The sequence below is a fragment of the Corynebacterium curieae genome, from assembly GCF_027570035.1.
Lineage (GTDB): Bacteria > Actinomycetota > Actinomycetes > Mycobacteriales > Mycobacteriaceae > Corynebacterium > Corynebacterium curieae.
The window spans coordinates 266,219-285,650 of sequence record NZ_JAKMUU010000004.1 but is presented as its reverse complement, the minus strand read 5'-3'; the positions used below and the strand labels follow the sequence as shown (position 1 = coordinate 285,650).

Sequence of the window (19,432 nt, the reverse complement as noted above, 5' to 3'; positions counted from 1 at the left end):
GGCAGGTACTATTTTGAGGGCTTTAAGATAAGCCCATCCAACCACTCATTCCGCCACCATAGGCATTTGTTCTCCGTATGTATCCGGGGAGGGTCAATGCCCAGACTGCGTAGAACACAGCTCCCAGAATGATTTTGACGCTTGCGGAGCCTGGGATTTGGACGCATACGGCGACTATCCCGACTATGAAGACCGCATAGAAGATGAATAGGTGCCAGTTCTTCTTTCCCAGAAATTCCACACTGACCGCTACAGGGGCGCAGGTGGCACTAAGCAGCACGATGGTCGCAATGAGTTCACCGTCGTTCGCCGGTACTGCGCTGAAGGTGCTCGCGATTAGGACAGGTACCAGGCCGAGCACGGCAGTATGCCGGGACCAAACAGCACGGCTTCCACCGAGTACCGTGTATTCGCGCAGGGAAACTCGCAAGCTATGGAGGGCTGCGGCGAGTATGGCAATAGAAAGTGCCCAGATGAAGATGCCAAGGAAACCAAGCAGCGGGATTTCCTCCTGATACCTGGTAAGCACAAACCCGATTGCTTGCGCCAGACACGCTGCACCCCATGCCTTGACCTGCGGGCGGTATATCGCTTGCCCAGCCAAGGTGCGCGGGAACCAGCCAAATCCGCTCGAAGGTTGCATACCAACAGTGGTGTATCCGGACCGTCTAGGAGTAGCGCTGCGATACATGGCCCATACCGCCGCGACCGCATAGACAGGCAATGCCCACCACAGCTGCACGGTGAGCGCGCCCGCGGCTGCCGCTAGTGCGAACAGCGCAACAAGAATGCGACGATGCTCGTTCCAGATTTTCGAGCCCAAGCCCACCAGTTGATATTTCTGAAAGTTAGGCTCCAGGGAGAGCATGAGCGCCAAGGAAGCTATCACGGGGAGGGCACTCCACGTTCCATCTGCCATGACTGGCATAACCAGCAAGGCGAAAAGAAAAAGGCCCAGCGCCACCAATCACCTAGGTACCACAGTAGTTTCATGCTTTGCCCTCCAATGCCAGCACCGCACGCTCCAAGGAGACCTCATTGACGCGCAGGCCGTAGGCCTGGGCAGTGCGGAAGACGGGGTCGGTGGAAGCGGAGCGGGCGTCGATCAGCACGCGATCTCCTAAGGACGTGGTTTCCCTGGTCAGCTCAGGAAGGCCAAGCTCTTCGGCCGCTGCGGTGAGAGCCTCGGATGGGCCGGTGAGCTCCAGAATTCCCTCGATGAAGTCATCGATTGGACCGGAAATTGGGTTATCCCCCATCAGCGAAACGGTATCGAGGAGGCCTGCCATCTCATTGAGGTGATGGGTGGAGATGACAATGGTGCGGCCGTGCTCCTCGCGCAACACCTGATAAAAGAGCTCGCGGTGCTGTGTATCAAGGCCGAGATAGGGTTCATCGAGAAGCATGACTTCGCAGCCGGAAGCAACGGCGAAGACTAAGCCCACCGCAGACTTTTGCCCGCGGGAAAGGGAAGAATAAGCCTTGGCCGGCACATCGAAGCGAACCAGCAGCTCATTAAACCGGTCATCGTTCCAGCGCGGCCAGCGTGCTTTTCCTATGACGCCCAGCTTTCCGATGCCCCAGGAATCCGGCAGCGGGTTATCAATCCCCATCAAAACAACCCGGTTGAGAACCGATTGCCTATCAAAGGGCTTCTCTCCAAAGACCGTGATACCCCCTGATTGGATTTGGCCGGCAATCTTGCGCAGGAGCGTGGTTTTGCCTATGCCGTTGGGGCCAACTAAGCCGTGTGTCAGGCCATCGGCAAAGGTGAAGTCTCGTGTTTTAATCATGAGTACATTCCTCTGCTTTCTGCAACGCGATCAAATAGGTCGTGGAGTTGGGCGCGGTTGTAGCCCAGGCGAACAGCTTCGTCGACAAGCGGTGCCATATACTCCGCCGCGAAGTCGGCCCGGCGACGCTTACGAATCGTTGCCAGGGCTCCCTCCGCCACAAACATGCCGATGCCACGACGCTTATCCAACACCCCGATATCCACTAGGAGGTTTATCCCCTTCCGGGCGGTAGCCGGGTTGATGTTGTGAAAATCAGCGAGCTCATTAGTGGAAGGAGCCCTATCCCCCTCTGCAAGGCTTCCGTCCACGATGGCATCTTCCACCAAGGTGGCAATCTGGCGAAAAAGTGGCTGCGTGGAATTATCCATCAATTCTCGGTTCGTTGGTTAGTTACTTGTGTAATCAACCATATCGGCAACACCCTACCCATGCAATACTTCCAACGAGAAAACTTTTTTGCTGCCACTGCGCTGGGAATTTGCCCAAGGTTATCGACGTTTTGTGACTAATGGGGCACACTGGAGAGCACAAAGAATTTTATTTAGAACAATTAGAACGGAACTTAGGAGCCATGCTTGAACGCACACTTGTCTTTGTCGATACCTCATACTTGCTTGCAAGCTTTTATAATTCGTGGGAAACGGGGGCCCGCGCGCAGCTAGAGATCGATCTGCCCGAGGTAGTCAGCACCATGGGCGGGATGATCGAAAACCAACTGGGAACCCCGATTCAACGCCAGTACTGGTATGACGGAATCCCAGATACCGGCCCACACCGTTACCAGCGAGCCCTGCGCACGTGCGAAGGAGTGCAGCTGCGCACCGGTCAACTCATCGAATGGGGCGAGCGCCGCACCCAAAAGGCCGTGGATACTCGATTGGTGGCGGACATGGTCATCGCCGCCATGAAAGGTCAATTCACTGACTTTGTCCTCGTCAGCGGTGACGCCGACATGATTCCAGGGGCACAGGCGGCCGTGGACAACGGCATCCGAGTGCACCTCTACGGGTTCGGCTGGGATTCTATGTCTTCTGCACTTCGCCACGCCTGCGATTCCACCACCATTTTGGATCCGCGCGAAGACTTTGCAGATTCCATGGAATTGCAAGTTCTTGAGGGGCCACTTCCCCCAGTGGTGCGCGAAAATGCGCCCCAAGATGACGAGGAAATGCCGGAACCGGATGAATGCGGCGAGCCTTCAGAAGTTGAGGCGGCCTTCGGCGCCAACGAGAAACCCACCCCGGCCCCGACTCCAAAGCCAGCGCCCCCAAAGGCAGAGTCCACGGAAGATTCTCCTTCCGCGGATGACTCTCCGGAGGAAAAGCCGGCACCGAAGCCTTCAATGATGGCGCCCCGACGCAAGCTGCGGTCCAAATATGTTCCGCTACCGGAGGAAGTATGGAGCTCGGCCGGTTTCCAGTCGCCCTTCGATGTGGGCCAGCAATACGCCTCGTGGTGGTTTGATAACGCAGCTAGCACCGAGCAGCGCGATCAGGCACATCTGCTCTCCGGCGGCGGCCTGCCCCCAGAGATCGACCGGCCGCTACTACAATTTGCCTGCGAGACGCTGCACGAATATACCCTGACGGAAACCCAGCGCGTGAACCTACGCGATGGTTTCCACTCAGGGATCCGCGGCGTTTTGATTAACGTTCGCCGGCAGAACTAATCGCCGGATTCGAGCTCTTTCTTCTTTTTGAGATCCGCCCGGATGGCATCAAGGCGCGCCGTCGCCTTCATGTCATTGCCGGCGGCTTGAATCTCACTAATACGGTCACCGCCGGTGGCGTGCTGCAATTCCTGCGCACCAAGGGCATCGGCATAGCGCTTTTCAATCTTCGCGCGGACGGAGTCGAGGGTAGGTACAGAATCGTCCGGGTTGAGCTGATTCATAGAATCAATTGCTTGGGCGTTCTTTTCTTGCATCGCTGCTTGGTCCGCTTGCGCCTCAAGCTGGCTGACTTGGGCTAGCTGCTCTTTCAGGCGCGCTTCCGACTGCTGCTGTTGGCTCTTGGCCTGCGCGGCAGCCTGCTCCGCGGCGGCGTATTGCTGTTTGACGTCTTCTAGCTCCTGCTCCACTGCAACCAGCTGGGACGCAACAACTTCGGCAGCCTGATTGTACTCGGAGGCCTTTTGCGGATCTTCTGCCGCATCCGCCAGCTCAAGCGCACGCTGAGTTTGAGACTGGTAATCCTGCTGGGACTTGACCAAGCGGTTCATCTGCATCTCCAGCTGGGACTTATGACCGATGATTTCTGCGGCGTGATCAGAGATCTGCTGGTGCTGCTCCTTCGCGGCCTGAATGGCCTGCTGGATCTGCACCTTTGGGTCAGCGTTCTCATCAATCTTTTGATCGAAGGAACTCATCATGTACTTCCAGCCCTTGCTGAAGGGATTAGCCATTATCTTCTCCTTTGGTCATAAAAAGACGCTTTCTAGCGAGTTTAGCGATACTCACCAGAAAGCGCCGAGGAAGTTGGTGGGATTAACCCTGCGCATTCTGCTCTTCTACCTGGCGGCGAACCTCTTCCATATCGAGGTCCTTCACTTGCTTCAACAGGTCCTCCAAAGCCGCGGGAGGCAGAGCTCCAGCTTCACGGAAGACAAGGATGCCATCGCGGAAGATCATCAACGTAGGAATGGACTGAATCTCCAACGCGGATGCCAAGCCCTGATTTGCTTCGGTGTCGAGCTTGGCAAAGGTGGCATCCGTGTGCTCTTCGGAAGCCTTTTCAAAAACCGGCGCAAAGCGCTTGCAAGGACCACACCAATCGGCCCACGCATCTACAAGCGTGATGCCTTCGCCGGTGACGGTTTCTTCAAAGTTTTCTTCGGTGACATCGATAGTAGCCATAATCGCTCTAACTCCTTTGTGTTTCGCTTTATTCCCCAACGTACCTGAATTAACCTTGTCATATACCCCCTGGGGGTATAAACTTGCCAGGGAAATCAACCCATAGGAAGGATCATCATGAGCACCAAGAACTACACCGTAGAGGGCATGACCTGCGGACATTGCGAAATGTCGGTAAAGGAAGAAGTCGGCGAGATTTCCGGCGTTAGTGAAGTCACTGCTGACCACACCACCGGCGCAGTTACGGTTACCGGCACCGATTTCACCGACGAGCAGGTAGCGGCCGCCGTAGCAGAAGCCGGCTACACACTGAAGTAGGCGAGACTATGTCCCACCTGGACCTTGGCGTCACGGGCATGACGTGCACCTCCTGCTCCTCCCGCGTTGAGCGCAAGCTCAATAAGCTTGACGGGGTAAGCGCCAGCGTCAACTTCGCCACCGAGGCCGCGGCCATCGATTATGACACTGAGGCGGTAAGCCCGCAGGAGCTCATCTCGGTGGTCGAAGGCGCAGGATACGGCGCCTATGACATGGCTGGAGAGGAAAAGGAAGAGCCACGCACCGAGACCAATGGTGGCGGCGAGCTACTGCGGCGAACCATCATCTCCGGCGCACTATCGCTACCGCTTATGGTGGTATCGATGTGGCCGGCGTTGCAATTTCAGAATTGGCAATGGGCCTGTGCCATCGTAGCCACCATCGTTTTCGTCTTCGGTGGCGCGCCTTTCCACACAGCGACGTGGACAAACCTCAAACACGGTTCTTTCACCATGGACACCCTAATCACCATGGGAACCTCAGCGGCCTACTTTTGGTCGCTGTGGGCGCTCTTTCTCGGTAACGCGGGCGAGCCGGGCATGAAGATGCATATGACCCTAGATGCGAATGCAGCGCATATGGATCATATCTATTTTGAGTCCGTGGGTATGGTGATTACGTTCCTACTGCTCGGCCGCTGGTTCGAGGCGCGAGCAAAGGGTCAATCTTCAGAAGCATTGCACGAGTTGCTCTCCCTGGGAGCAAAGGAGGCCTCGGTCCTAGACGCGGAGGGCGAACACCGCGTGCCCATTGCAGAGCTTCAAGTGGGCGATGTCTTTGTAGTCCGCCCAGGAGAAAAGATCGCCACCGATGGCATCGTGGTGGCGGGCAGCTCGGCCGTCGATACTTCCATGATTACCGGCGAGCCAGTCCCCGTAGAGGTAAGTACTGGAGATGCGGTTACCGGTGCCACCATCAACGCTTCGGGCCGCATTGAGGTACGCGCGACCAAGGTGGGTGAGGACACTGTTCTCTCCCAGATGGCCCAGTTGGTCACGGATGCCCAAACATCCAAAGCTCCAGTGCAACGCCTCGTAGATCGCATCGCACAAGTCTTTGTCCCCGTAGTAATTGCAGTAGCTGCACTTACGCTGATTGTTCATCTCTTCTTCGGCGGGGTGGCGCCAGCCTTCATTGCCGCGGTCTCCGTCCTCATTGTGGCCTGCCCATGCGCTATGGGCTTGGCGACGCCCACCGCCATCCTCGTCGGCACCGGCCGCGGGGCACAGCTCGGGCTCGTCATTAAGGGCCCAGAGATCCTGGAATCTACCCGGCAAGTCGACACCATCGTCATGGACAAGACCGGCACGGTCACGGCCGGAGAGATGTCTGTCACCGCGGTCCACGGTGACGTGCTCGAACTGGCCGCGGCCGTGGAGCACAGTTCTGAGCACCCCATCGCTCGCGCTATCGCCCGAGAATGCACGGTGGAACCTGCTACCGATTTTGCAGTAGTTTCAGGCGGCGTGGAAGGAACTGTGGAGGGGGTCCGGGTGGGCGTCGGCAAGCCGCAAGGCCCCTTGGGTGACTTAGAAGCACCGTTCCGCGAGGCACAAGATTCTGGTGCCACGCCGGTGGTTGTCTCCGTGGACGGCCAACCTGCCGGAATAATTGAGGTCCGCGATACTATCAAGCCCAGCTCGGCGGCCGCTGTGGCCCAAATGAAGGAGCTGGGGCTCACCCCTTACCTGCTGACAGGCGATAACGCTGGGGCCGCGCGCGCCGTGGCCGCCGAAGTTGGAATCGATCACGTCAGCGCCGAGGTCCTCCCAGAAGACAAAGTAAATAGCATCAAGGAACTGCAGGACTCCGGGCATACCGTGGCGATGGTAGGCGACGGCATTAACGACGCCGCCGCGCTTGCCCAAGCAGACCTTGGCCTCGCCATGGGCGCGGGTACAGACGTCGCAATCGAAGCCTCCGATATCACCCTCATGAATGGCGATCTGCGTTGCGCTGCTGACGCTATTCGGCTCTCGCGCCGCACGCTAGCAATTATCAAGGGCAACCTTTTCTGGGCCTTTGCCTATAACGTCATACTCATTCCCGTCGCCGCGCTTGGCCTGCTTAACCCATTATTTTCCGGCCTCGCGATGGCACTGAGCTCGGTTTTTGTGGTTACCAACTCACTGCGCCTGAAAGGTTTTTCTGTTCAGCGATAGGATTATCGCATGCTCAGCCGCACCGAACGTCTCGATCGCCTTCCCGTCACCTCTAAGCACAAGCGCCTACTCCTAGGTTCTGGCCTTGGATGGGCGCTTGATGCTATGGATGTAGGGTTAATCTCCTTCATCATGGCCGCCCTTGCCGTTCACTGGGATCTAGACGCTAGCCAGACCTCCTGGTTGGCCTCAGCAGGCTTTCTTGGCATGGCGCTCGGCGCAACCTTTGGCGGGTTGCTGGCAGATAAATTTGGCCGCCGCAATGTCTTTTTTCTCACCTTGCTTATCTACGGCTTGGCAACAGGGGCATCCGCGCTAGCTGGGGGACTTGCGGTTCTCATCTTCTTCCGATTCATCGTTGGGTTGGGCCTCGGAGCCGAGCTACCAGTTGCCTCCACGCTCATATCCGAATTCGCGCCTCGGCGGGTCCGCGGAAGGATGGTAGTCATTCTCGAGGCATTCTGGGCATTGGGATGGATCCTTGCGGCCATCATCGGCACTTTCGTGGTGAGCACATCTGAATCCGGCTGGCGCTGGGCCCTAGCCCTTGGCATGCTGCCAGCCGTGTATTCAATCTATGTGCGCCGCGGTCTACCAGAATCTGTCCGCTTTCTTGAATCCAAGGGCCGCCATGATGAGGCCGAAGCTATCGTTGCCAGTTTCGAAGCCGCGGCGGAAGATCGCCCGCTGGACGATGCCCTCCCAGACCCCACACCTTCCCCCGCAGCGTCTATCTGGAGTCCGCAGTTACGAAGGCGGACGGCAGCGTTGTGGACCATTTGGTTCTGTGTAAACCTCTCCTACTATGGCGCCTTCATCTGGATTCCCTCTCTGCTAGTAGCCGACGGTTTCTCCCTAGTGAAGTCGTTTAGTTTTACCCTCATCATCACCCTTGCCCAGCTGCCTGGCTACGCGGTGGCAGCTTGGCTTATCGAGCTCTGGGGCAGGCGGGTAACCCTCGCGGTATTCCTGCTCGGCTCGGCAGCAGCGGCCGGCCTATATGGAGCAGCAGCTACGGAAGCGTTGATCATCCTGGCTGGTTGTCTGCTCTCCTTCTTCAACCTCGGCGCATGGGGAGCCCTCTATGCCATCGGTCCGGAGCTGTATCCCACTTCATTGCGAGGACGTGGTACGGGAGCGGCAGCAGGCTTCGGTAGGCTAGCATCTATTGTGGCGCCACTCATTGTCCCGCCACTGCTTGCTGCGGGTGGGACGGCCTGGTTATTTGTTGTATTCGCCGCAGCGTTTGCCATTGCGGCTGCCGCCGCCTTCAGTCTGCCCGAGCAGAAAGGAATAGCGCTTGCTCAGTAGGCTCTCCCTCGCCGCGTGGACGGCCGTTATGGTCGCATTGACCACGCTCAAGCCTTTCTACCAAATCGGCTATTTGTGGAAGCCAGAAAATCAGCGTGCGCGAGAACTGCGCTGGGTGCCACTGGATGAATTCTCCGGCGGCAGCTGGTTTGGTCCGCTATTTGAGTACGCGGGAAACACAGCCTTCTTTATCCCGTTTGGAATGCTGGTGTTTAGTCTGTGCCGTTCCATTAAAACTGCGGCGGCGTGGGGATTTGGCCTGAGCCTAGTGCTGGAGGTGTGCCAATATGCGTTTGCGCTTGGGCGAACGGATATTGATGACCTCATATTTAACACCGTGGGCGCGCTCATCGGTGCTGTATTGGCGCATCTGTGCGGCGAACGTCTTTTCCCTGTGTGGCGCTGGTTAGCCCTTGCCGCAGCGGCGGCTTTCTTGGTATTGGTCATACTCGGCCCACGGTTGGGCGATCCCAACGCGGTGGTGGACCTGTAATTTATCCGTGCGCCATATTGACGAACTTGGAGTAGTGCAGCTGGTGCGCCACTTGGACAGTGTCAATCGGACCACCGCGGTGCTTAGCTAAGATAATGTCCGCCTCGCCGGCGCGCTCATTATCGCGATCCTGGGAGTCGGGACGGTACAGCAGCATAACCATATCGGCGTCCTGCTCCAGAGAACCGGATTCACGAAGATCAGCAAGCTGTGGTTTCTTATCGGTACGAGCCTCTGGACCACGGTTGAGCTGCGAGATGGCGATGAGGGGAACTTCTAGCTCCTTAGCTAAGAGCTTAAGCTGACGAGAAAACTCGGAGACCTCTTGCTGACGGGACTCGACCTTCTTTCCCGAAGACATCAGCTGTAGATAGTCCAAAACAATGAGATCCAGCCCGTGCTGCTGCTTTAGGCGGCGGGCTTTGGAACGGATCTCCATCATGGTGAGGTTCGGCGAATCATCAATAAACAGCGGCGCATCTTGAACCCGGTTGAGGGTCTCATCTATCTTCGCCCAGTCCTCAGTGGATACACGCCCACCGCGCATATCGGCCAACTTCACCTCTGATTCCGCCGAGAGTAGGCGCATAACAATCTCTGAAGCTGACATCTCGAGAGAGAAAATCACCGAAGACTTACCGTGCTGCAAAGAACAGGAACGCATAAAGTCCATAGCCAGGGTGGATTTACCCACACCAGGGCGAGCAGCAACGATGACCATCTGCCCTGCATGCAAACCGTTAGTCAGCTTATCTAGATCAATGAACCCAGTTGGCACGCCCAGCTCTACGCCGCCCGCCTGCTGTAGCGCTGCTAGCTCGTCGATAGTGGGATCGATAAGATCACCCAAGACTCGATAATCTTCTGCCGTCTTGCGCTGCGCGACGGCAAAGACTTCTTGCTGTGCGCGGTCCAAGACGGATTCAATTTCGGCGTCTTCGGTGCCTGAAAAACCTAACTGTACTACGCGCGTACCGGCATCAACGAGCCTGCGCAACACGGCCTTTTCGGCCACAATTTCTGCGTAGTAGCGTGCGTTTGCCGCCGTTGGGACCGTAGCCAACAGCGTGTGCAGATACGGTGCTCCACCGACGCGCTCGAGATTGTTATAGCGATCCAGCTGAGAGGACAAGATCACCGCATCGACATCTTTGCCCTCTGAATACAGATCCAGCATGGCACGGTAAATCAATGCATGAGCTGGGTAATAGAAGTCTTCCGGTTCCAACTCCTCGATGACTTCCATCACTGTATGAGGACTGAGCAGCATAGCTCCAAGTACGCCCTGTTCAGCTTCTCGGTCCGCTGGGGGTTGGCGGAACTCGCCATAGCGCTTTGGTTCTTCCTGCTGAAAACGGCGGCGGGGCGCTGAGCCATCCTCAGGAGGCGGCTCCGGCGGCAGGTGTTCATCATCAAAGCTGGCGTTGGTCATGTCTTCCCCTTGAAGCTATTTGAGCGACCGAGCGTATCGGAATCTCAGTCTAGCCTAGAGCTCAAAAGCCACCCCCTGGGCATAACTTTCGTAGTTATCCACAGGCCGTTGTGGAAACCGCAGGTCGGGAGGACCCCTTCTCATATTTGCCCTGCGCAAGGTTGTGGATAACTCAAAAAGGGCTTGACCAGCAGAAACTAAATGGCCAGTTCAGAAGCGGTTTTTAAGGGTGTGAAAATAAGCACAGATCCGTGGATAGAAGCTCTGACCTGCGGGTTAAGAAAGCAGCGTACGCTTTAACGGAAAGTAAACTGGGGAGCCAGTTATCCACAAAATTCCACAGTTATCCACAACCTGGTAAAAACGCGCTAAAGGCCTCAAGAACCTGCCACCTCACATAGCAGGAACTTGAGGCCTAAAGCGTTGCTGTTGTCTTTGGGTCTATATGGACCGTCGTGCGCCCAGTTAGGCAGCAACGACCGAGAAGTTCACCTTGCCGATAACATCAGCGTGCAGCTTCAGCTCGACCTGGTAGTTGCCGGTCTTCTTGACCAGGCCCTTAGGAAGCACAACGATGCGCTTATCCAGCTTGGGGCCACCGGCCTTGGAGACGGCGTTGACAATGTCTTCTGCTTGAACGGAACCGAAGAGCTTACCGGATTCGGAGGTCTTGACCTCTACCTTGACATCCGTCAGCTGCTCGAGCTGGTTGCGGACCTCACGTGCGTGATCCAGGTCGCGAATCTCGCGAGCTTCCTGGGCACGCTTGATGCCCTCAATCTGCTTCTCTGCACCGCGGGTAGCCACGATGGCCAGGCCGCGAGGAAGCAGGTAGTTACGTCCGTAGCCGTCCTTAACCTCAACAATTTCGCCAGCGGCGCCGAGGTTCTCAACGGCAGCGGTGAGGATCAGCTTCATGATCCCTGCCTTTCAATTGAGTTAGTTGAATAGTTGCGGGTGACAGACTTAGAACGGAGGTTCAGAATCAGCGCCTCCGAAACCACCAGCAGGTGGTGCGGAGTTCCACGGATCTTCAGAAGGAGCCTGGCTCTGCTGCGACTGCTGTTGCTGGCCGCCTCCAAAACCGCCCTGGTTATTGTTATTCGAGCGCTGCTGGCCGCCGCCGCCAAAGTTATTGCCGCCTTCACGAGGATTGCGGTTTACCTGAGCGGTGGCGTACCGCAGGGATGGGCCGACTTCGTCGACATCAATCTCGAATACGGTGCGGTTATCGCCTTCACGGGTTTGGAAGGAACGCTGCTTCAAGCGGCCGGTAACAATGACGCGCATGCCCTTGGACATGGTCTCCGCGACGTTTTCCGCCGCCTGACGCCATACGTTGCAGGTCAGGAACATAGCTTCGCCGTCTTCCCACTGGTTCGTCTGCGAGTTATAGCGACGAGGGGTGGAGGCGACGCGGAAGTTTGCTACAGCCGCACCCGCCGGGGTGAAGCGTAGCTCGGGGTCAGCAACGATGTTGCCCACCACCGTAATATTGGTATCTCCCTGTGCCATGTCTTTACTCCTTATCGGTTACGTGGATTGTGCTTGATCCCAGTATCCGCTACTTGCTGTCGGTGCGCAGAACCTTGGTACGCAGGATGGTGTCGTTCAGGTTCAGACGGCGGTCGAGCTCGGCAACCGAAGTGTGCTCACACTCCAGGTTGACGACGGCATAAATGCCCTCTTCCTTCTTGTTGATGGGGTATGCAAGACGACGCTTGCCCCATACATCAAGGTTCTCAACCTTGCCGCCTTCCTGGCGGACGATTTCGAGGAACTTATCCAGGGACGGGGTTACGGTGCGCTCATCCTGATTAGGATCCAGAATGATCATGACTTCGTAGTGACGCACGGACCTCATCACCTCCTATGGTCTAGTAGTTTTCGGCTGCATCACCTTTGCGGATGCAGCAGGAGGGTACGTTGCGTCAAGCAACCCCACTACAGTACCGCAAGTGACCGGCGAAAAGAAATCTAACCAGTGGTAGTTGCGGCGAAGAACACAGCAGCCGTCGCCGGAATAATGGTCAAGAAAAGGATAGCCAAAAGCCCTAAAGTGATTGGACCCCGCCGATCCTCGCGGTTGTGAAAGAGCCAAAAAGCCCCCATGACGCAGAGGAAGCCTAAAAAGATGGATGCCATCCCGATATAGGTAATGATCATGCGAATGTTCCTGCCAATGGGTCACGGCCGCCATGCGCATCGCGCACCTTATCCGCCGTCTTGCCGCACATCTGGCGAATGATGAGTACGGCCATGGTGATAATGAGGGCGTCGCGGGCGATAATGGCGACGTCGAGAAGCTCGTGCGGAATTCCCTTGTTATCCGTACCCAGCATGTGCCACATAAGTAGCGGCCACACCAGGGCGTCAACAAGCGCCCAGCTAAAGACCAATCGCCACCGCGGCAGCGCTAGGGCTGCGGGAACTACCAGCCACAGCGAATACTGAGGCGACCACACCTTATTGACCAACAAAAAGGCTGCAACGATGAGGTAGACCAACTCGGCCATGCGCGGAGTACGCGAGCTGCGCAAACCCAGAACCGCAATCGCCGCGCATAGAGCCAAAAACGCCACCAGGCTGAAGGTATTGAGAAACTCTGGGCTAAAGCTAATCCCAGTATTGCGGCTGAGCACCGAGTAGATGGTGGTCCACTCCGCACCGCGCTCTTGGTTGAGGCGGAAAAATTCGCGCCATGCCTCCGGGTACTTCAGTGCCACCGGTACGTTGACTACAATCCAAGCCCCAGCAGTGCCGAGTACGGCCTGGAAAAATTGCACCCAGCGGTGATTGCGCGCTGCTAAGACGAAGAAGGCTCCCAAGAGGTAGAGCGGCCAGAGTTTAAAAGACGTACCAAGACCGATGAGAACGCCGGCCAACACAGGGCGCTTGCGCGCGGCGGCCAGCAACGCGCCCACGGCAAAGGCGATGGAGGGAATATCCCAGTTGCTAAAAGCATGGATGATGATAAGCGGGCTGGCCGCTACCAAGATGGTGTCCCAAGTGCGGTTACCCACCAATAGGTAGACCATGTACAGCACACCAACCCAGATGCAGGACATGACTAAGGCGGTTAGGCCAAAGTACCACCCAGCCTCCGGTATGCCGGCCCATTCAACCAGTGAGTATGTATGGCGAGCGATCCAACCCATCAATCCCTGGAATAGACCTGCAAGTACTGGGTATTCCATGTAGCGGGTCAGGTCGCCCTCCTGCCATGAAAAGGCATAAGGGAAGCCGCCCTCATCTAGGCCACGGCCGCCGTACAGCGGGATGATGTCGTTATAGCAAAAAGAGGTGTATTGGCGGTTGCCCGCCCAGTTCAGGCTAATGACGCCGTCCTCGCCGCGGGTGCCGCCGGCGCAATTGGCTTTGGAAAGGAATCCGCAAGCCAGGAAAACCCAGCCGACGGCGATGATGGCACGCAGCGGGGTCCACCATTGGGTGCGGCGAACGCCTGCAAAACGGCCCATTGGCCCGCCGAGGAATTCAATTACCCCGCGGGCCATGGGTTCTGCGGAAGCGGGAATGCGCTGTTGCGGATTCGCTGTCACTGCCGCCTACCCTAGGAGATCGGCCAAGTCACCATCGGGGCCAAGGAGGTCATCCAACGACGGGGCTTCCGGCTGGGCCGGTGGCTGGTTGTTGTTGCCATTATTACCGCGCTGCGGGCTCGGGGCCGGCTTCGGGCTCTCCGGCTTCTTTTGCGGCTGGGCCGGCTTGGTCTCTTCTTCCGGAGCTGCTTCCTCAACCGGGGTCTCGTAGTTCTGCGTATCTTCGGCTCCACTATCCCAGCTTGGGTCATAGGCTGGTGCCGCGGTTCCGGCGCCCGTGTTGCCAAATCCCATCGGATAAGCGGCTGGGAAGTTCTGGAACTCCGCGTTCGCCAAGGAGTTATCCAGGACGGCCTTCCAGATCTTGGTAGGTGCGCCCGCACCGTACATGATGCCGCCGTACTGATCGAAGATGGCAGATGTATTATCCGCGGTGCCTACCCACACTGCGGTAGCCAACTGCGGCGTAGCACCCACCATCCAGGCATCCTTGTTATTGCCGGTATCGCCCATCTGGGTGGTACCGGTCTTGGCGGCCGAGGTACGGCCTCCAGCAAGTGCGCCATTGGACCATGCGGCAACCGGCTCCATGGCTTCGATGACGTTATTTGCCACGTTGGAAGATACGCGGCGCTCCCCGCCATCATCTGGGTGCTCATAAAGCACGTCACCGGCGGCATTTTCTACGCGCTGAACAAAGTGGGGGTTATGCCACACGCCTTGGTTTGCCAAGGTGGACATGGCTGTAGCCATATCGAGCGGGCGGGACTGGTACTGGCCCAGCACGATACCTTCGAATGGCTGCTTACCCTTTTCGGTCAGGGTCTTATCAATTCCGGGCAAGGACTTGGCCACGCCAAGGGCGTGTGCCATGTCCGCAGTGTCTTGCGTACCGTGCTTGAGATCCGCCTGCAGGCGGAGGAAGGAAGTATTCAGAGACTGCTTGGTAGCTTCGCGCAAGCTACACACGCCGCAACCGCTGCCCACGTTGTTTACCAAGTCAGAGCCCGGCAGCTGATAAGGGGCAGAAGAGTAGTTGGTGTCCAAGCCAATTCCCTGCTGTAGGGCGGCCGCTAGCGCCATGATCTTGAAAGTAGAGCCCGTCTGCAGCGGGGCATTAGCATAATCCCAACCATTGGAATCGTGGCCGCCAAAGTATCCGCGGACCGCACCGGTCTTCGGATCGATGGTTACGGAAGCGGCACGCGCATCTTCCTGCAGCGGAGCCATCTGATCATCTACCGCCTGAATGGTGTTGTTCTGCACATTCATATCAATGGTGGTGGTGATCCGCAGGCCACCGGTGGACACCTCGTTTTCCGTGATGCCTACCTCTTCCAGCTCGCGAATGACCTGGTCCTTGATATGACCATTAGCGCCTGGGGCCTCGGTGTAGGCGGAGTACTCGGCCGGATCGCGGGTCTCCGGGAAGACCATGCCATCGCGCTGTTCCTGAGTGAGATCGCCCATGCCCACTAGGCCGTCAAGGACATAATTCCAGCGGTCCTCGGAAGCCTCCTGGTTTACACGCGGGTCAAGTCCGGACGGGGACTGGATGAGTCCGGCGAGCATAGCGCCTTCCTCTGGGGTGAGTTCCTTGGCGTCCTTATCAAAGTAAGCGTTAGACGCTGCCTGGATTCCGTAGGCATTGCGCCCGAAATACACGGTGTTGAGATAGGCATTGAGGATATCCTTCTTGTCCCACTCATTGGTCATCTTCACCGAGTAAATAAGTTCGCGAATCTTACGCACGTAGGAATACTCGTTGCCCACCAGAGTGTTCTTCACATACTGCTGGGTGATAGTGGAGCCACCACCGGCGTCTTCGTTGCCGGTTACCTTACCCACCACGGCGCGGCCGAGGCCGGTGAAGGAGAAGCCGGAGTTATCCCAGAAGTCGCGGTCCTCGGCGGCAAGCACGGAGTCCTGCACGTATTCTGGAATTTCGTCCAACTGCACGTGGGTGCGGTTGCCTTCCGGCGGTACCAAACGGGCAAGCTGGGTCTGGTTATCGCCAGCGTAAATGGTAGAGACCTGGTTATTGGCCAAGTCCTTTGGTTCCGGAACGGAGTATTGCGAGTATGCGTAGGCAAAAAGTCCTGCAGGCAGTGCCACAAAGACCAGTAGGAACGCCAAAACGACCCACGGCCAGATGCGGCGCTTCTTCTTCGCCTGCTTTTTGCTGGGGCGAGCCACCTTAGTGGACTTGCCGGTAGATTCCTTCTCGGTCACTGATTCGTGTCCTCATTCATCCCTGATCACAAACTAAATAATTGCAGCTTACTGCCTAAGGCGGTGCGTCGGAAACTAACACGCGTTAAAAGCAGTAGCAGAACGCAACAAATGGTTCCACCGGCAACTGCGGCACACCTCCACCTCGTGCACCGTAAACTCCAAGCCCTCGGCCACAAATTCCGCAATTTCTTTTTCACTGCGGGCGCTCCCGGCGCGCCTGCCAAGGTTTTCTCCATAGACCCAGCGCGTTAGCCGCAAAGGCTCGCCGCAGACTGGGCATTCCTTATCCATGGTGCGGCCGTGGTGTTCGGCTGCGGCGCGCAGCAGAAAATCGGCATCACACACGTCCTCCCGCGTGAGCTGCCCGGCGCGAAATTCGCGCAGATGATAGGCGCGTTCCCACTCATGGGAGAGCACATGCTTGTAGGCAATGGAATTCACCCGGATCATCCTAATTACCTCTTCTTGATCGATCCACATGGTGTTATGCCACCACAGGGCATAATTTTCGGCTTAGTCTTGCGCAGTCACTGGCATCCACAACTCATGGATATAAAGGAGTACAACATGTCTGAAAAAGTAAAGGTCGCCATCGTGGGCGTCGGCAACTGCGCCACGTCCCTCATTGAAGGCGTGGAGTTTTATCGCAACGCTGCAGCAGATGCAGATATTCCCGGTTTAATGCACACACAATTCGGTCCGTACCACGTAGGCGATGTGGAATTCGTTGCCGCTTTCGATGTGGATGCGGACAAGGTGGGCAAGGATCTCGCAGAGGCTACGCGCAGCTCGCCCAATTGCACCATTTCCATTACTGACGTCCCTGAGCTGGGCGTTACCGTGCAGCGCGGCCCTACCTTGGACGGCCTAGGCCGGTACTACCAGGAATCCATCGCGGAATCAGAAGCCCCGCTTGCCGACGTCCCCGCTATACTCCGTCAGTCCGGCGCCGACGTCGTAGTCTCCTACTTACCCGTCGGTTCCGAGGAGGCGGATAAATTTTACGCCCAAGCGGCCATCGATGCCGGCTGCGCCTTTGTCAATGCCTTGCCGGTCTTTATTGCCTCTGACCCGCAGTGGGCCAAAAAGTTCGAAGATGCTGGTCTCCCCATTGTCGGCGATGATATTAAGTCTCAGGTGGGCGCCACCATCACCCACCGCGTTATGGCCAAGCTTTTTGAGGACCGCGGCGTGCGCTTGGAGCGCACCATGCAGCTCAACGTCGGCGGCAATATGGATTTTAAAAACATGCTCGAGCGCGAGCGCTTAGAATCCAAGAAGATCTCTAAGACGCAGGCCGTAACCTCTAATCTGCACAACTCGCCCATCGCCGGCAAACGCGAGGACCGCAATGTACACATCGGACCTTCCGATTATGTGGAATGGCTCGATGATCGCAAATGGGCCTATGTCCGCTTGGAAGGCTCTGCCTTTGGCGAAGTACCGCTGAACTTGGAGTACAAGCTGGAGGTCTGGGACTCCCCTAACTCGGCAGGCATCATTATTGATGCCGTACGTGCGGCCAAGATTGCCCTCGATCGCGGCGTTGCCGGACCAGTATTGCCGGCCTCGTCCTACCTGATGAAGTCCCCACCGGTGCAAAAGGCCGATGATGTGGCGCGCGCCGAGCTAGAAGATTTTATTAACGGAAGCTAACTTTTTTACTCCTGAACTACCGCGCGAGGAAACTGGCCTATACAATCGTTTTCCATGACGCAGCAACATGATGAGAAAGGCCCCGCTCAGTCCCCATCTACATACGAGGATGCGGTCGAGGTCGCGCGTTCTATCCAGCCGGCGCTCAATAAGCTCATCCTTATTTTCCAGCGCACGGCTGAGGGATCATCTTTGACCACCTCGCAGGTATCCATCATGAACCAGCTGCGGATGCGCGGTCCCTCCCGCGTATCCACCATTGCGCAGGCGGAGCTTATCCGCATGCCTACTGCGTCCAACGCGCTTTATCAGCTCGAGCGCCGTGGCTTTGTGGAACGACACCGCGATGAAGAGGACCGTCGCGGTGTTCTGGTAGCGCTGACGCAATTGGGCGAATCTGAGCTTGCCATCGTCTCACAACAGCGCGCCTCCGCCTTGGCGGAGATCATGCGGTGGCTGGATCCGAAAGATTTGGACACCGCGCACGAAGTTGCCACCGTTATCTCAAAGCTCGCAGATGTCTATCGCCCCACAATGAACGGCGAACAGCGCTAGTTTCGCCCGCGGTGATTTCATTTTTCTTCGCAATACCGCGATAATTGAGAGAAGCGAAAACCGTAATCTCTCACTAGTTCACACCCTATGGCAACAGATTCTTCCGATGGGCATCTTCCGGCCTTGAGCAAGGGCTCGGCCGATAAACCCCTTCGTATTCTCATCTCTTGGAGTCCTTCCTCCTCTGGTACCGAGGCGCTTGATTGCGCCGCGTGGCTCTCCCGCACCGCAGATATCCAAGTACGCGTCATCTCTACCGTGTTCCAGCCGTGGACTACGACTTCCCTCAGCAAACTCGGGGGGAAGTATAAGAAGTGGTTTAAGGGCCAAAAGGAAGCCTGCGCCGCCGCTACCCGTGCCGCCCTCGATGAGGCCGGGGTCCCGCGCACCTGCTGGGATGAGAAACCTTCTTTGTTGGTGGACGGGCCCTCCCGTCCCCAGCTGCTGACGGAAATGGCCAAGAAGTTCAAGGCAGACCTCATTATCCTTGGGCCCAACCAGGCAGCACCCAAGGGCCGTTTCTTTGCGGGCTCTACGGCCGATACCCTGCTGCATTATTCCCCTCAGCCGTTGGGTTTGGTGCCCCGCAAGGTAAAGCTGTCCAAGCACGGCGTCACCCGCTTTAATTTCGCCATCACCGAACGCAGCCCGCGCGAGGACCATGAGATGCTCGCCGCGGCGGAACTTGCCAATCGCTGGAACCTGCCACTGCGTCTGCTTGCCTTTTCGGCAAAGGGACTGCTCAACACCCCTTCAAAGGACAAGTACGATATGGCGCTCAAGCTGGCAGCCGAGTGGCTCGAGGATTCCCTTGCCATGTTGGACCGCGCCCGCGATAGCATCCAAGAAAAATTCCCCGATTTGGATGTCACCTCAGAAATCGGTTCTGGTGCGGGCTGGGGTGGGGCGGTGGATTCGCTCAAATGGAAGAAGGGCGATCTGATGCTTATGGCCTCCACCCCGCAAGGCCCCATCGCCCGCGTGTTCTTGGGATCTACCGCCACGGAGCTCCTGCCGCATATTCGGGTGCCTATCCTAGTCCACCCAGCCTGTGGTTAGG

The 19,432-nt window shown here is 57.2% G+C and carries 21 protein-coding genes; 8 read left to right on the top strand and 13 right to left on the bottom strand.

Annotated features, from left to right (window positions below; all coding sequences use genetic code 11):
• Nucleotides 1-22: 22 nt before the first annotated feature.
• The 3 genes from L8V01_RS08945 to L8V01_RS08935 form a co-directional block, all read right to left on the bottom strand.
• A complete protein-coding gene (locus L8V01_RS08945; RefSeq protein WP_269946712.1) occupies nucleotides 23-889 on the bottom strand; it encodes a beta-carotene 15,15'-monooxygenase in 867 nt (288 codons plus the stop codon).
• Nucleotides 890-989: 100 nt separating this feature from the next.
• On the bottom strand, nucleotides 990-1,793 hold the full coding sequence (locus L8V01_RS08940; protein ID WP_269946711.1) for an ATP-binding cassette domain-containing protein: 804 nt from the start codon (nucleotides 1,791-1,793) through the stop codon (nucleotides 990-992).
• Complete coding sequence (locus tag L8V01_RS08935; protein WP_259887382.1) at nucleotides 1,790-2,164, bottom strand: GntR family transcriptional regulator; 375 nt, start codon at nucleotides 2,162-2,164, stop codon at nucleotides 1,790-1,792. The genes L8V01_RS08940 and L8V01_RS08935 overlap by 4 nt, the downstream gene beginning before the upstream one ends.
• Before the next feature lie 203 nt (nucleotides 2,165-2,367).
• Between L8V01_RS08935 and L8V01_RS08930 the strand changes: the two genes are divergently transcribed.
• On the top strand, nucleotides 2,368-3,465 hold the full coding sequence (locus L8V01_RS08930) for an NYN domain-containing protein (RefSeq protein WP_269946710.1): 1,098 nt from the start codon (nucleotides 2,368-2,370) through the stop codon (nucleotides 3,463-3,465).
• Here L8V01_RS08930 and L8V01_RS08925 read toward each other — a convergent pair.
• Nucleotides 3,462-4,199, bottom strand: a complete 738-nt coding sequence (locus L8V01_RS08925; RefSeq protein WP_269946709.1) for a PspA/IM30 family protein — start codon at nucleotides 4,197-4,199, stop codon at nucleotides 3,462-3,464. The genes L8V01_RS08930 and L8V01_RS08925 overlap by 4 nt on opposite strands.
• Nucleotides 4,200-4,281: 82 nt before the next feature.
• Nucleotides 4,282-4,689, bottom strand: coding sequence for a thioredoxin (gene trxA, locus L8V01_RS08920; RefSeq protein WP_394371655.1), 408 nt, complete (start codon nucleotides 4,687-4,689; stop codon nucleotides 4,282-4,284).
• Between the two features lie 78 nt (nucleotides 4,690-4,767).
• Between trxA and L8V01_RS08915 the strand changes: the two genes are divergently transcribed.
• The 4 genes from L8V01_RS08915 to L8V01_RS08900 are packed head-to-tail and all read left to right on the top strand — an operon-like array spanning nucleotide 4,768 to nucleotide 8,934.
• Nucleotides 4,768-4,968 carry a heavy-metal-associated domain-containing protein gene (locus tag L8V01_RS08915; protein WP_005325954.1) on the top strand — a complete coding sequence of 67 codons (201 nt, stop codon included), beginning with the start codon at nucleotides 4,768-4,770 and terminating at the stop codon, nucleotides 4,966-4,968.
• Nucleotides 4,969-4,976: 8 nt separating this feature from the next.
• Entirely contained in the window at nucleotides 4,977-7,130 is a 2,154-nt protein-coding gene (locus L8V01_RS08910) for a heavy metal translocating P-type ATPase (RefSeq protein WP_269946708.1), read from the top strand.
• 9 nt (nucleotides 7,131-7,139) lie between these two features.
• Nucleotides 7,140-8,441, top strand: coding sequence for an MFS transporter (locus L8V01_RS08905; protein ID WP_269946707.1), 1,302 nt, complete (start codon nucleotides 7,140-7,142; stop codon nucleotides 8,439-8,441).
• Nucleotides 8,431-8,934: a VanZ family protein gene (locus tag L8V01_RS08900; protein ID WP_420869462.1), complete on the top strand. Its 504-nt coding sequence runs from the start codon at nucleotides 8,431-8,433 to the stop codon at nucleotides 8,932-8,934. Before L8V01_RS08905 ends, L8V01_RS08900 begins: the two co-directional genes overlap by 11 nt.
• A 1-nt stretch (nucleotide 8,935) precedes the next feature.
• On the opposite strand, the gene dnaB is transcribed toward L8V01_RS08900, so the two are convergent.
• The 8 genes from dnaB to L8V01_RS08860 all read right to left on the bottom strand — a co-directional run bounded on the left by dnaB (nucleotide 8,936) and on the right by L8V01_RS08860 (nucleotide 16,611).
• Nucleotides 8,936-10,366, bottom strand: a complete 1,431-nt coding sequence (dnaB, locus tag L8V01_RS08895; protein ID WP_269946706.1) for a replicative DNA helicase — start codon at nucleotides 10,364-10,366, stop codon at nucleotides 8,936-8,938.
• Nucleotides 10,367-10,831: 465 nt separating this feature from the next.
• Nucleotides 10,832-11,284 carry a 50S ribosomal protein L9 gene (gene rplI, locus L8V01_RS08890; RefSeq protein ID WP_005325949.1) on the bottom strand — a complete coding sequence of 151 codons (453 nt, stop codon included), beginning with the start codon at nucleotides 11,282-11,284 and terminating at the stop codon, nucleotides 10,832-10,834.
• Nucleotides 11,285-11,332: 48 nt separating this feature from the next.
• Nucleotides 11,333-11,881 (bottom strand): single-stranded DNA-binding protein, encoded by a 549-nt coding sequence (locus L8V01_RS08885; protein WP_049377055.1) that lies wholly within the window; start codon nucleotides 11,879-11,881, stop codon nucleotides 11,333-11,335.
• 49 nt (nucleotides 11,882-11,930) lie between these two features.
• On the bottom strand, nucleotides 11,931-12,221 hold the full coding sequence (gene rpsF / locus L8V01_RS08880; protein WP_005326996.1) for a 30S ribosomal protein S6: 291 nt from the start codon (nucleotides 12,219-12,221) through the stop codon (nucleotides 11,931-11,933).
• A 122-nt stretch (nucleotides 12,222-12,343) separates the two neighbouring features.
• Nucleotides 12,344-12,532, bottom strand: coding sequence for a hypothetical protein (locus L8V01_RS08875; protein WP_259887388.1), 189 nt, complete (start codon nucleotides 12,530-12,532; stop codon nucleotides 12,344-12,346).
• The gene (locus tag L8V01_RS08870) at nucleotides 12,529-13,881 is read right to left on the bottom strand and encodes a glycosyltransferase family 87 protein (RefSeq protein WP_274707407.1); all 1,353 of its coding nucleotides are present in this window, start codon (nucleotides 13,879-13,881) and stop codon (nucleotides 12,529-12,531) included. Before L8V01_RS08870 ends, L8V01_RS08875 begins: the two co-directional genes overlap by 4 nt.
• 51 nt (nucleotides 13,882-13,932) lie before the next feature.
• A complete protein-coding gene (locus L8V01_RS08865) occupies nucleotides 13,933-16,158 on the bottom strand; it encodes a transglycosylase domain-containing protein (RefSeq protein WP_269946704.1) in 2,226 nt (741 codons plus the stop codon).
• Nucleotides 16,159-16,233: 75 nt separating this feature from the next.
• Complete coding sequence (locus L8V01_RS08860) at nucleotides 16,234-16,611, bottom strand: DUF5318 family protein (protein WP_269946722.1); 378 nt, start codon at nucleotides 16,609-16,611, stop codon at nucleotides 16,234-16,236.
• A gap of 117 nt (nucleotides 16,612-16,728) precedes the next feature.
• Between L8V01_RS08860 and L8V01_RS08855 the strand changes: the two genes are divergently transcribed.
• The 3 genes from L8V01_RS08855 (at nucleotide 16,729) to L8V01_RS08845 (ending at nucleotide 19,431) form a co-directional block, all read left to right on the top strand.
• Nucleotides 16,729-17,817 (top strand): inositol-3-phosphate synthase, encoded by a 1,089-nt coding sequence (locus tag L8V01_RS08855; protein ID WP_269946703.1) that lies wholly within the window; start codon nucleotides 16,729-16,731, stop codon nucleotides 17,815-17,817.
• Nucleotides 17,818-17,871: 54 nt separating this feature from the next.
• Entirely contained in the window at nucleotides 17,872-18,372 is a 501-nt protein-coding gene (locus tag L8V01_RS08850) for a MarR family winged helix-turn-helix transcriptional regulator (RefSeq protein WP_269946702.1), read from the top strand.
• Between the two features lie 87 nt (nucleotides 18,373-18,459).
• On the top strand, nucleotides 18,460-19,431 hold the full coding sequence (locus L8V01_RS08845; protein WP_269946701.1) for a universal stress protein: 972 nt from the start codon (nucleotides 18,460-18,462) through the stop codon (nucleotides 19,429-19,431).
• The last annotated feature ends 1 nt before the right edge of the window (nucleotide 19,432 follow it).